Source organism: Micromonospora sp. CA-248212 (genome assembly GCF_050948405.1).
Lineage (GTDB): Bacteria > Actinomycetota > Actinomycetes > Mycobacteriales > Micromonosporaceae > Micromonospora.
In genome coordinates, this window is sequence record NZ_CP192023.1 from 3752578 (window position 1) to 3764620 (window position 12043).

Consider the following 12043-nt stretch of genomic DNA (forward strand, 5'->3'; position numbering starts at 1 on the left):
GGCGCTACCGGCGGTGGCGCTATCGGTCGGTGTCGCGTGAACGGGTCGGTGCCGCCGACGACGGTGGCGGTGATCGGGGCGAACGGGCACGGTCACTGGCACCGGCGGGTGATCGCCCCGCTGCACGCCGACGGCCGCCTGCGACTCGTCGCCCTGGTCGACGTCGCACCGGTGCGCGACGAGCGGGAGGCGCCCGTGCCGCCCGGCGTCGGCGTGTTCACCGACCACCCGACGATGCTCGCCGCCACCCGCCCGGAGGTGGTGGTGATCTGCACTCCGCCGCACACCCACCTGCCGATCGCCCGCGACGCCGTCGCGGCCGGCGCGGACCTGCTGCTGGAGAAGCCGCCGGTGCTGTCGCTGGCCGAGCATCACGAGCTGACCGACGCGCTCGCGGCGGCCGGCCGGGTGGCGCAGGTCGGCTTTCAGGCGCTCGGTTCGGCGGCGCTGACCGCGCTGACCGACGCGGTGGCCGCAGGCCGGTTGGGCACGGTCACCGGCATCTCCGCCGTCGCCGCCTGGCAACGGCCGGACGCCTACTACGCCCGCTCCCCGTGGGCCGGTCGACGAAGCGTGGACGGCCGGCCGGTGCTGGACGGCGCGCTCGTCAACCCACTCGCGCACGCGGTAATGCAGTGCCTCGCGGTCGCCGAGGCGCTGGGAGGGGCGCCACCGTGGCCGGCGGCGATCGAGGTGGAGCGCTACCGGGTCCGGCCGATCGAGGTGGAGGACACGGCGGTGCTGCGCGTCCGTCTCCGCGCCGGCCCACCCGTGCTGGCGGCGGTCACGCTGGCCTCCGCCGAGTTCGTGGCCGGCGAGCTGGTGGTGACCGGCAAGAGCGGCCCGGCGTCGCTGGAGTACCCGACCGACCGGCTGCGCCTGCCCGGCGACGCGGTGACCCGCCGCGTCCCCGGTCGACGGGGCCTGCTGGAGAACCTGCTCGCCCACCGGATCGACCCGGTCGGGGTGCCGCTGATCGCGCCGCTGGCCCGTACCGCGCCGTTCACCGCCCTGCTGGACGCGCTGCGGGCCGCCCCCGAGCCCCGACTGCTCGACGGGGAGCTGGTCGACGGGGTGGGCGACGGAGACCAGCGCGTCCGTCACCTGCGCGGCGTGGCCGACGTGCTGCGCGCCTCGGCCGAACGCGGGGCGCTGCCGAGCGAGTGGGGCGTGCCCTGGGCGACTGCCCCGTATCGCACCGAACTCGCGGAATAGCACCTCCGGACCCGACACGACGCCATCGGACACCTCAGCAGAACGGAGCGAAGCGATGCGCAAACCCCTCATCGGCGTACTGGTGGTCGCCCTGCTGCTCGTCGCCGCACCGGCCGCCGCCCACCCCGACGTTCCGCCCACCGACCGGCTGTCCTGGTCGGCCCGCCACCTCGGTCGGCAGGCCTTGCCCGAGCGCGACGGCTGGGCGGCCGAGGGCGACGGCACCACCGGCGGCTCGGCGGCCACCGCCGAACGGACCCGGGTGGTGCACAGCCGGGCCGAGCTGGTCGACGCGCTCGGCGGTGACAACGCCACCAACGCCACCGATGCCACGCCGAAGCTCATCTACGTGGACGGTGCCGTCGACGGCTTCGAAGCACCCGACGGTACGGCGCTGAGCTGCGCCGACCTGGCCGACCCGACGTACCGGCTGGACGCCTACCTGGCCGCGTACGACCCGGCGGTGTGGGGTCGGGTGGCCCCCGCCGGGCCGCTGGAGGAGGCCCGGGTGCGGTCGGTGGCGAACCAGACCCGCCAGACCCAGATCAACGTGGGCCCCAACACGACGATCGTCGGGCTGCGCGGGGCCCGGCTGACCGGCCTCACCCTCATGATCGACCGGGCGTCGAACGTCATCGTGCGAAACCTGACCTTCGTGGACGCCCGGGACTGCTTCCCCGCCTGGTCGCCGACCGACGGCGAGACCGGCAACTGGAACAGCCAGTACGACCAGATCTCGGTACGTCGCAGCGAGCACGTCTGGGTCGACCACGACACGTTCACCGACGGCGACAACCCGGACAGCGCCCAGCCCAGCTACTTCGGGCGGCCCTACCAGGTGCACGACGGGTCGTTGGACGTCACCCACACCGCCAGCGGAGTCACCGCCACCTGGAACCGGTTCATCGGGCGGGACAAGCTGATGCTGATCGGCTCGTCCAACACTGTCGGGCCGGACGTGGGCCGGCTCAAGGTCACCCTGCACCACAACCTCTTCGACGGCGTCCTGCAACGACTGCCCCGGGTGCGCTTCGGTCAGGTCGACGTCTACAACAACCACTACCGGCTCGGCGGGGACGGCTTCCAGTACGCCCTCGGCGTCGGGGTCCAGTCGGCGATGTACGCGGAGAACAACTTCTTCACCCTGGATCCGGCGGTCGACCCGGCCGACCTGCTCTACGACTGGGGTGGCACCGGGCTGACCGAGCGGGGCTCCTGGGTGCGCCAGGGCACCGGCCGGGCCCGGCCGGTCGACCTGCTGGCCGCGTACAACGCGGTCCACGATCCCGACCTGGCCGCCGACGCGGGCTGGACGCCCACCCTGCGTCGTGATCCCGTGCTACCGACGCCGCTGGTCCCTCTCGTGGTGAATCCCCTGGCCGGGGCCGACCGGTTGCCGATCTGACGGCTCGACCCGCCGGAGTTCGTGGTCGGGTCGACGACGTAAGGGCTCATCGATGTGGTGAAGATCGGCTATAAGTGACGCATGGACTTCCCGCCGCACCTGGGCAGCATGCCGATGCACGCGATCACCGAGATCCACGGCGAACCGGGCCTGCTGGAGCGCTTCCGGCTGGAGATCCAACAGTTCGACGACGCCGCCCGCGAGCGGTTGACCGCCGCGCTCGACCTGGCCGCCGAGTTGCACCGTGACGACCGGCGCGTCCGCGAGCCGTACCTGAACCACCTGCTGCGGGTGGCGATCCGACTGATGCACCACTACCAGGTGCGCGACGTGGACGTGATCGTCGCCGGCCTGCTGCACGACGCGGTCGAGGACCACCCGGTCGAGCTGGCCGGCGACGGCGCCGGCACCGACCCGACCGGGGCCGCGCTGGCCGCGCTCGCCGTGCGGTTCGGGACGCGTGTCGCGACGCTCGTCGCCGCCGTCACCAACCCGGTGTACGACCCCGAGCGGGACCGCAACACGCAGTACCGGGAGCACCTGGCGGTCAGCCTGGACCGCGAGCCCTGGGCCCGGGTGATCAAGGTGTCGGACTTCACCGACAACGGCGTCGGCGTGATCCACACGGTCGGGCCGAAGGTCGTCTCGTCGGCCCGTAAGTACCGGCCGCTGGTGCCGCTCTTCCGGGATCTGATCGGCCGGCCGGACACGCCGTTGTCGGCGGGGGTCAAGCGGCACATCTTCGGTCAGCTCGATCTTGCCGAGGAGCGGTTCAGCGCCATCCTGGACCAGCCCGCGCACGCCAACTGACCTGCCGTCGCGTCACCCGACCGGGTTCTGTGACAAGTTCTCGGATCTGCGCCGCAGCCTGCGGAATTACGGTGGTTTTGCGTCAGTTGGGAGGCAAAGGTCCTCTCGGTCGAATCTCTGACGCGACCCCCGTCGAGAGGATTCGGACCATGCGCGACCTTTCTCGTCGCGATCTGCTCAGGGCGACGGCCGTCGGCGCCGGAGCGATCGCCCTGCCCGGCGTGATGGCTGGCAGTTCGGCGGTGGCGGCGGACGGCCCACCCGTCGGCGACACCTACCCGCCCGCGACGTTGACCGGCCGGATCGTCCGCCCCCAGAGCCCCGACTACGCGGAGGCGAGCATCGGCTGGGACGAGCTGTTCGTGCGCTACCCGCTGGTCATCGTCTTCGCTCAGGAGACCCAGGACGTCGTCAACGCCCTCACCTGGGCTCGGCAGCACGACGTGGCGCTGCGGGTACGCAGCGGCCGGCACAGCCTGGAAGGTTGGTCGAACGTCGACAACGGCCTCGTCATCGACGTCAGCGAGCTGAAGGACGTCCACATCGACACCGCCACGCGCACGGCGAAGCTCGGCGCGGGGCTCAACCAGTCGGAAGCGATCACCGCGCTCGGGGAGTACGACCTCGCGGCGACGACCGGAACGGAGGGGACCGTCGGCCTGTCCGGCGCGACCCTCGGTGGCGGCTTCGGGTTCCTCACCCGCTACCTCGGCATGGCCTGCGACAACCTGATCGGGGCGGAGATCGTCGTCGCGGCGGGCGCCAACGGCGCCAGGGTGCTCGAGGTGGACCCGTGGAACCACGCGGACCTGCTCTGGGCGCTGCGCGGCGCCGGAAACGGCAACTTCGGGATCGTCACCTCCCTGACCTACCAGGTAGCCCCGCTGGAGAGCGTGGCGTACCTGCAGGCGACCTGGTCGGGCCTCGACGACCTGCACGACGTCTTCGACACCTGGCAGCGCGTCGCGCCGTTCGCCGACCCCCGCCTCGGCAGCCAGGTCGAGATCCACCCGACCGAGATCCTGGTGTTCGGGGTGCTCGCCGAGGGATCGGAGGCGGAGGTGAGAAGGCTGCTGGAACCGCTGCTCTCCATCGGCAACCCCGAGGTCAGCGTGCAGATCGGCGGTTGGAGCGAGACGTACGCCGGATTCCAGGTCCCGAACGACGAAGAGCCGGCGAAGTGGAAGTTCTTCTCCCAGTTCACCAGGGAACCCTTCCCGACAAGGGCGATCAGCATCGTCCGCGAGTTCATGGAGAAGGCGCCGTCGCCGGACAGCAACTTCTTCACCCAGGCGTTCGGCCGGGGCGCCCAACGGCAGGAGCCCTTCGGCGGCTCGGCGTTCCCGCACCGTGACGCGCTCTTCTACTCCGAGCCCGGCGCTGGTTGGGGCACCCGCGGCGAGCCGGACAGCGGCGACGCCATCACCCCGATCGCGCAGACCTGGATCGCCGAGTTCAGCCAGGCGCTGCGACCCTACGTGGACGGCGCGTACGTCAATGTGCCGAACATCGGCATGGCGGAGTGGGAGGAGGCCTACTGGGGGCGCAACTTCCCGCGACTGCGCAAAGTCAAGGCGAAGTACGACCCGCACAACGTCTTCCAGTACGAGCAGAGCATCCCGCCCGCGACCCACTGACCCGGCTGACCAGCGGCCCGCCCGCCCGCCAACCGACGCCCCTACCCCACCCCCTCGCGCGTCCCTTGCTCTGCTTCAACGGAGGCAACACTGACGGCGTCTCAGTGTTGCGCGGGTTGAAGCAGAGCAGAGGGCGCGCAGGAGACCCGTGGCCGCCGCCCACGGGCGGCCGGGCTGACTGAGCGGACTGTTGGCGGGGGCAGACCGACGGCCGGGCAGGAGCCAGACAGGTAGCGGCCAGGCCAGACAGGTAGCGGCCAGGCGGGACACGCGCGGGCGCGTTGTCGGTATGGGTGGTGCGGTTGCTCAGGGATACGGGACCGCGGCGCCGGAGCGGCCAGCCTGCACCAGACGCTCCAGCCAGGGTGTCGGAGCGACGCCCAACTCCCGGCCCAGGTCGGCGCGGAACAGCTCGAACCGTCGCACCGCCTCGTTGATGTTGCTTTCGGCCAGGTGCACCGCGATCAGCGCGCGGGTGGCGCTCTCCCGCAGCGGCTCCAGGTGCACGGCGGTCAACGCCACCTGCACCGCCTCACTGAAGCGTCCCTGGGCGGTGAGGCGTTCGGCGAGAGCTTCCAGCGCGTACAGCCGGGTCTGGCGCAGCCGTTCCCGCTCCGTCAGAACCCAGTCGTCGTACCAGCCAGGCAACAGCTCGCCGGTCGCCAACGCCGGCACGGTGCCCACGGGTGAGCCGCCGGCCAGCAGGACGGCCGCCGCCGTACTCAGGGCGGCCACGTCACTCGTGACGTCGGCGGCCAGGGCCAGCCCGTCGTCCTCCTCGACCAAGGGCTCGGGCGTCACCCGGTGCAGCCGCCACAGCATCGTGCGCAGGTTGGCCCGCGCCCGATCCTCGTGGGAGGCGGGCCAGAGCGTCCCAGCAGCCTCCGAGCGGGCACACCGCTGGCGTACGCCGAGGTAGGCGAGCAGCCGCCGGGCCCCCTGCGGCACCACCACGGACCGGCCGTCGCGTTCCAGCGCGAAGCCGCCGAGCAGCCGCAACGCGTACCGACTCGGTCGCACCGCCCCGGTCTCCGGCGCCCCGGAGCGCAGGTCGTACCTCGCCTCGTGAACTGCCATCCGCGCGCCCTTCGTGCCCGATCGCCCCGTGGGATTCTCACGGTCGGGTGTGGAGGGTCGGTACGCCAGCGCAGTGTCGTCACACCGACCCGGCGAACGGCGCGGATCAACCGTTCGCCGGAGTCGTCGCCGGCCGTTCAGCGCAGCTTGCTCAGCGTCTGGGCGTACCCGGTCCACTCGGCGGCGTCGCCGGCCTCGGCGCGTACCCCGGCCTCCTTCATGATGCCGAGCACCCGCTCGGCCGGCGCCTCGGCGAGCTTGCCCAGCGTGCTGATCCCGGCGCGGGCCAGCGCGGCGCGGGCCTTGGTCGGCACCCCGGCGAGCATCGCGATGTCGGCGTCCGCGACGTTCTCCAGCCCCGCGTCGACGCCGAGGGCCGCGGAGACCGCCGACTGGGCCCCGACGGTGGTCCGGACCATGACGGCCTCGCGCTCGCTGACCTCGGCGATCATCGCGTCCAGGCTCGGGTAGCTGCTGTCGGCCGGCAGCACCTTGAGCACGTCGCGGATGCTCCGGCCATCGGCCACCTCGTCCTCGCCGAAGAAGCGGATGAACTCGACCACCTTCACCTCGCGCGGGAAGCGCTGCCGCACGTCACCGTGCTCGACGGCGTAGCGGGCGACCTGGGCGGCGCCGCGCACCTTCGGACCGACCACCACGTCCACGCCGAGGGTCTCCACGGCGGGCAGCACGATCGTGCCGGCCTTGGTCTGCCAGATGCTGACCTTCTTGTCCATGAACATCGTGGTGCCCATGTACTTGCCGAAGTCCAACGCGCCGATGTAGTTGGGGATCTGCTCGAAGGTGTACGGGCCGGGCACGATCTTGTTCTCGTGCACCGTCGAGTGCAGCCGGTTGATCTCGGCGCGGATCTCGTCGAGCAGCCGGCGCAGGCTCACCCGCATCGCCGCCATGCAGGTGAACGCCTTGGCCAGGTCGGTGCCGAGGTGGTCCAGGTCGTGCTCGATGCGGTGGAAGCGCTCGTTGAAGCCCTGCTCCCCCGGTGTCTGGCCGGCCTGCACGACGTCCTCGCCGTCCACCCAGTCGGTGTGCGCGAACGTGCGGGCGAACGGTGGTGGGGCGCAGCCCGGCTCCACCGCCGGGAACGACTCGGCGTAGCTGAACACCCGCTTCGCGGTGCCGACGTTCTCGTAGATCCAGGAGGAGACCAGCACGCTGGCGTCCGAGGCCGGGATGCCGTTCCTGGTGAACGCCTCGTACAGCTCGGTGACGGTCACCCCGTCGTAGTTGATCTCGTTCGCCATCGTGGTGTCCCTCTCAGAGCTGGTCGTACACGCCGCGGTGCCGGCGCTGCTGGAAGGTGCGGAAGGTCCGGGCGACGGCCGGGCGCAGCGGCTCGGCCGTCCCGTCGTCGTCGAGGTCGACGTGGTCACGGCGAATGCCGAAGGTGTTGATCTCCACCCCGAGCGGGCAGATCCTCGTCAGGGTGTTCATCAGCCGCTCGTACTGCTCCAGGGTCAACGTCACCCCGTCGGGCAGCTCGACCCGGAACTCGTACGGATCGGTCCGGCCGGTCCGCACGTAGGAGAGCGCCACCACGGCGACCAGGCCGGCGTGGGTGGGGCGCAGCGCGGTCCGCGCGCCGACCGCCTTGATCTCCGCCGTGCCGCCGCCGAGTCCCACCGTGTACCAGCGGAACCCGGTGGCCCGGCGCTCGCTCAGGTTCACCCCGGCCTGCGGCAGGCCGATGACGCCGCACACCAGCAGCACCCGGTTGCCCGTCTCGACGAGCGGAAGCACGGCGGCGAGGTGCTGGTCGCGCAGCAGCCCCACCAGCCGGGCCAGCCGGTCGGCGGCGGCCGGTTGGCCGGCGATCAGCGCGGACGCCAGCGCGGCCGGCAGTTCGATGGTCTCCACCAGCTCGTCGGGGAGGCGGTTCAGCGCGGCCACCACGGGCACCGGGTCGCGTACCGCGGGTAGGCCGGCGGCGGCGAGGACCGCGTCGACCGGCTGCCCGGCGGGTCGGGTCGGCACGGCCGCCCACCGGGTGCGGGCCGCGGCGTCGGTCAACGGCGACCACGCCGTCTCCCCGGCAGCCACCCAGGCCGTGCGTGCCGCGGCCAGACCGGCCAGCAGCAGGGCGTTGCCACCCGGGTCGCCCGGCGCGTGGAACTGCGCCTCGACCGGCGCGTCGACGCCCACCGGGGCGGTCAGCGGCGCGGTCACCGCGAGCCCCCGGGTGGGCAGGTGCGACAGGTACATCACGGTGGTGCTGACCCGGTGCGTCGTCGGCAACCCGCAGACCCGCCACAGCCAGGCCAGCTCGCCGTCGGCCGAGACGGTCGGCACGCCGGCGGCGCGGGCGGCGACGATGAGCGCCTCGGCGGTCCGGTCGGCGGTCACCGTCCGGCCGGTGTCCAGCACCCGGTTACGCAGGTCGGTGGCCTGCGCCGGGGTCGGCCAACTCACGTCGACGCCGAGACCCAACTCGTAGCGGCTCCCACCGGCGTCGTCCTGGGCGCGGCTGACCTGCCACACGATCGTCGAGCCGAGCGCCCGGCACACCCGCCCCGCACGGTCCAGGGCGGTCGCCAGCGGCGGCGCGATGCCGTGCGAGCTGTCGAAGGTGTACGACTGACGCAGGCTCGCCCGCAGCGCCGTGACCTCGGCGAGGCGGCTGGCCGGCAACGCCCGACCGGCGTGGACGGTGTTGTTCGGCGGGGTGTTGGCGGGCAACACCAGGCGGTCGCGGCGCAGTTGGGCGAGGAAGTTGGTGCGGTGCTGCGGGTCGCCGACGGCGACCAGCCGGACCGCCACCGCGAACTGGTCGTCGTCCTCGCGCAGCGTGAAGCGCGCCCCGCCGGGCAGGTCGGCGAAGAGGCCCGTGTTCGGGTCGGTGTCCGCGCCGGGGCCGTTGAGCAGCCGGCGTACCGCGCCCGGGGTGGGCAGCAGGAACCGCCGGTACAGCCCGAGCCGGTGGGCGTACGCGTCGTCCGGCTCGCGGGCCGGTGGGGGCAGGCGTCGGGCGTACACCTCGCCGTTTGTCGGCTCGTGCACCAGCTCGTCGACGAAGCGGGCCACCCCGACGTCCGCGCCGATCCGGTCCAGCGCGTCGCGCCGGGCGTGCGCCAGGGTCCGGTACGCGTGCACCTCCCGGGCCGCCCGACGCAGCCGGTGCTTCTCGTACGACACCAGGTAGAGCAGGCGACCCAGGTTGCCCTCGACCACGGCCAGCTCGACGAGGGCGGGGAGCGCGGTGCCGGTAAGCGCCAAGGCGGCCGTGCCCTCGACGGCCCGCTCGGCCGACACGGCGACCGCGAACGGCGCGACCAGCGGCTCGTCGGCGGTGTCCGGCACGTACGCCGGCACCGACGCGCCCTCCGCGGACCAGGGCGCGAACACCACCGGCGGCAGTACCCGCTGCCCCGCGCCGCCCGGGTCGACGGTGACCGTCACCCGGACGGTCTCCTCGGCCAGGTCGCGGCGCAGCACGACGGTGAGCAGCGGATGCCGACTGGTCCAGTCCACGGCGGCGGCACCGGTGGTGGCGAGCGGCACCACGACCCGCCGGACGGTTCCCGGGTAGGGGCCTTCCAACTGGTCGATCAGGTTGCGTTCGACGGACGGGTCGACGCCGTCCACGGGTACCCGGATGTCGGTCATCGCGCCCCCGCTCAGACGATCCGGAACGGCCGGGGGTCGTCCCGGTCGACGTAGACGGGCACCTGGTTGGCGGCGAGCACCGCGTTGTCGCCGACCGGCAGCCGCTGCACCCCGTCGCCGGTGGGCGCGCTGCCGGTCACCACCACCGCCGAGTCGGCCGGGAAGCGGACCAGCCGCAGGTTGCGCACGTCGGCGACGCCCGGCTCGTTCATCAGCGTCCAGATCACCTCGGCGGCCCGGACCGGCTCGCCGAAGGGCAGTTCGTCGACGTACCGGCGCAGCCGGGCGTGCAGCCGGGCGCGCAGCTCGGTGGCGGCCGTGGAGGCGTTGATCGTCTCCTTCGAGCCGGTGGGCAGCGGCAGGCCCCGGATCACCAGGTCCGCCTCGACGCCGATGCCGACCTCGTCGGCCCGGTCCACCGAGGCGAAGATGCCCACCGGGCGCAGGTCCTCGATGACCGACTCGACGGCGGCGTGCAGGCCGTCCGGCCCGTCCCAGATGGCGGCGGCGGTCGGCGCGACGAGCACCGTGACGTAGTACGGGTTGCCCAGGTCGCGTTCGGTGCTGAAGACCCGCTCGATGAAGTTGAAGTTGCCGAAGATGGACTGGTTGAGGTCCAGTCCGCCCCGGCCGTCGAAGACCTGCACCTGGCGTACGCCGGGCACGGTGGCCACCGCGAGGCCGATCGCCTCGGCCGTCCAGATGGAGCGGGGCGCGGCCAGCAGCAGTTGCCGGTAGCGGGCGTCGGAGACCTGCTGTTCGCCGCCGGTGAGCGCGACGGTGTGGGTGATCTCGACCAGCTCCTTGCCGGCGGCCTGCTCGGCGTCGTCCAGGTCGGCCAGCAGGGTGTCGGCGCGGTTCCAGCGGTCGATCTTCTGCTGCGGCTGGGTGGGGTCGAGGTTGTGCGCGGGGCCGGGATAGAAGGCGGCGACGGCCGGTTCGCGCTCACCGACGGCGGCGGAGAGCACCACTGTCTCGTCCAGGGCCACGTGGTGCCCGCCGGCTGTGGACAGTCGGGCGCCCCGGGGCAGCGTGAGCTGTGGGTGGCCGGTCGGCAGCGCGGCCTTGAGCTTGAGCTTCACCGTCCCCCGGGCCGGCAGGTACGGCCGGGGTATGCCGAGTTCCTCGCCGAGGCGGGTCAGCGCGTCGGCGGTCGCGGACACCACGAAGGAGTTGTCGTAGACCGCGCCGAGCGCGGCCCACATCCGGGCGTCCTCCAGGGCGGCGAGTTCGAGGACCTTGCGCAGCACCGCGCCGCTGGTCAGGTCGACGTCCTCGCCGAAGAGCAGCCGGGCGGTGGCCAGCTTCTCGGCGAGCAGCCGGGCGAAGGACTTGGGCACGAAGCCGGTCTCGACGATGCCGAAGCCCGTCGAGCCGGTGGCCCGCAGCGCGGCGGCGTCGACGGCGAGGACGTCGGCCAGCTCGGCCGGGAGGGTCGGGTCAGACACTTGGCAGCTCCCCGAGGCGCACCGAGAGCCGGTCGTCGGTGATGGTTTCGAACTGGACCTGGACCTGGAGGGTGCGCGAGGCGCGCAGCGCGGCGGCCGACGCGTCGTCGGCACGGCCCGCGCCGAGCCGGCCGTCGTCGAGGTTCACGTCGACGATCTTGCGGACCCGCGGATCGCGGTCGAGCAGGGTGATGATGCCGATGCGGACCTGCTCGCGGATGAGGTTCGGCTCGATCTGCTCGGCGAGGGCGTTGAGCCCGTCGAAGCCGAACGTCGCGTCGAAGACGTTCGAGCCGCGCAGCGTGGTCAGCGCCACCGCGAGGCTCTGCGCCACGTTGCCGGTGCCCTCGACCAGCGCCAACGTCCGGCCGTTCGGTCCGTCGTCGAAGACGATGTCCCGGGCCAGGTCGACGCCGGGCATGGTGGGTTCGAAGGCGAGGCCCCAGCCGAGGTAGCGGCGCTGGGCGGCCTGCCGTTCGCGCTCGGTGCGGTCCACCTCAGGCCGCCTTCAGCTTGCTCTGCCCGGCGCTGGCGGACAGTCCGGGGCTGGAGCCGTCGGTGGCGCCGCTGAGCGAGTCCAGCGCCACCCCGGCCCCGCCGACCGTGAGCTTGCCGGCCGCCCCGGTCGCGGACGTCACCGTGCTGCACTGCTTGGTGGAGTTGCTGGTGGTGATGGTGCAGCCGGCCACCGACTTGCCGTTGACGCCGTCGAGGCGGACCACCGGCTTGTGGTCGACGGTCAGCTTGCCCTGCCCGGTCGGAGAGACCTTCCCCTGGTTGGGGCAGTGCACGTCGCTCGACGTGGTGAGCACGAATACCATGTCGCT

10 protein-coding genes are annotated in these 12043 nt (G+C 72.6%); 4 read left to right on the forward strand and 6 right to left on the reverse strand.

Going from position 1 to position 12043, the window contains the following annotated elements:
• Window positions 1-36: 36 nt before the first annotated feature.
• The 4 genes from ACQP03_RS18040 (at window position 37) to ACQP03_RS18055 (ending at window position 5067) form a co-directional block, all read left to right on the forward strand.
• Entirely contained in the window at window positions 37-1215 is a 1179-nt protein-coding gene (locus tag ACQP03_RS18040; protein WP_363660296.1) for a Gfo/Idh/MocA family protein, read from the forward strand.
• A 55-nt stretch (window positions 1216-1270) separates the two neighbouring features.
• Window positions 1271-2620, forward strand: a complete 1350-nt coding sequence (locus ACQP03_RS18045; RefSeq protein ID WP_363660297.1) for a pectate lyase family protein — start codon at window positions 1271-1273, stop codon at window positions 2618-2620.
• Window positions 2621-2701: 81 nt separating this feature from the next.
• Entirely contained in the window at window positions 2702-3430 is a 729-nt protein-coding gene (locus tag ACQP03_RS18050; RefSeq protein ID WP_357169831.1) for an HD domain-containing protein, read from the forward strand.
• Between the two features lie 149 nt (window positions 3431-3579).
• Complete coding sequence (locus tag ACQP03_RS18055) at window positions 3580-5067, forward strand: FAD-binding protein (RefSeq protein ID WP_357169828.1); 1488 nt, start codon at window positions 3580-3582, stop codon at window positions 5065-5067.
• Window positions 5068-5373: 306 nt separating this feature from the next.
• Here ACQP03_RS18055 and ACQP03_RS18060 read toward each other — a convergent pair whose 3' ends face one another.
• The 6 genes from ACQP03_RS18060 to ACQP03_RS18085 all read right to left on the reverse strand — a co-directional run bounded on the left by ACQP03_RS18060 (window position 5374) and on the right by ACQP03_RS18085 (window position 12037).
• Window positions 5374-6144 (reverse strand): AfsR/SARP family transcriptional regulator, encoded by a 771-nt coding sequence (locus ACQP03_RS18060; protein ID WP_357169825.1) that lies wholly within the window; start codon window positions 6142-6144, stop codon window positions 5374-5376.
• 137 nt (window positions 6145-6281) lie between these two features.
• Window positions 6282-7409 carry a hypothetical protein gene (locus ACQP03_RS18065; RefSeq protein ID WP_363660298.1) on the reverse strand — a complete coding sequence of 376 codons (1128 nt, stop codon included), beginning with the start codon at window positions 7407-7409 and terminating at the stop codon, window positions 6282-6284.
• A 13-nt stretch (window positions 7410-7422) separates the two neighbouring features.
• Entirely contained in the window at window positions 7423-9768 is a 2346-nt protein-coding gene (locus ACQP03_RS18070) for a hypothetical protein (protein ID WP_363660299.1), read from the reverse strand.
• Window positions 9769-9779: 11 nt separating this feature from the next.
• Window positions 9780-11216: a baseplate J/gp47 family protein gene (locus ACQP03_RS18075; RefSeq protein WP_357118189.1), complete on the reverse strand. Its 1437-nt coding sequence runs from the start codon at window positions 11214-11216 to the stop codon at window positions 9780-9782.
• Complete coding sequence (locus tag ACQP03_RS18080; protein ID WP_355051237.1) at window positions 11209-11712, reverse strand: hypothetical protein; 504 nt, start codon at window positions 11710-11712, stop codon at window positions 11209-11211. Before ACQP03_RS18080 ends, ACQP03_RS18075 begins: the two co-directional genes overlap by 8 nt.
• Window position 11713: 1 nt before the next feature.
• Window positions 11714-12037: a hypothetical protein gene (locus ACQP03_RS18085; RefSeq protein ID WP_357118185.1), complete on the reverse strand. Its 324-nt coding sequence runs from the start codon at window positions 12035-12037 to the stop codon at window positions 11714-11716.
• Between the last annotated feature and the right edge of the window lie 6 nt (window positions 12038-12043).

Excerpts from the sequence above, each read along its gene's own strand:
- ACQP03_RS18070 (WP_363660299.1), bottom strand. The coding sequence starts at position 9,768 with ATGACCGACATCCGGGTACCCGTGGACGGCGTCGACCCGTCCGTCGAA.
- ACQP03_RS18055 (WP_357169828.1), top strand. The coding sequence starts at position 3,580 with ATGCGCGACCTTTCTCGTCGCGATCTGCTCAGGGCGACGGCCGTCGGC.
- ACQP03_RS18045 (WP_363660297.1), top strand. The coding sequence starts at position 1,271 with ATGCGCAAACCCCTCATCGGCGTACTGGTGGTCGCCCTGCTGCTCGTC.
- ACQP03_RS18085 (WP_357118185.1), bottom strand. The coding sequence starts at position 12,037 with ATGGTATTCGTGCTCACCACGTCGAGCGACGTGCACTGCCCCAACCAG.
- ACQP03_RS18065 (WP_363660298.1), bottom strand. The coding sequence starts at position 7,409 with ATGGCGAACGAGATCAACTACGACGGGGTGACCGTCACCGAGCTGTAC.
- ACQP03_RS18060 (WP_357169825.1), bottom strand. The coding sequence starts at position 6,144 with ATGGCAGTTCACGAGGCGAGGTACGACCTGCGCTCCGGGGCGCCGGAG.
- ACQP03_RS18050 (WP_357169831.1), top strand. The coding sequence starts at position 2,702 with ATGGACTTCCCGCCGCACCTGGGCAGCATGCCGATGCACGCGATCACC.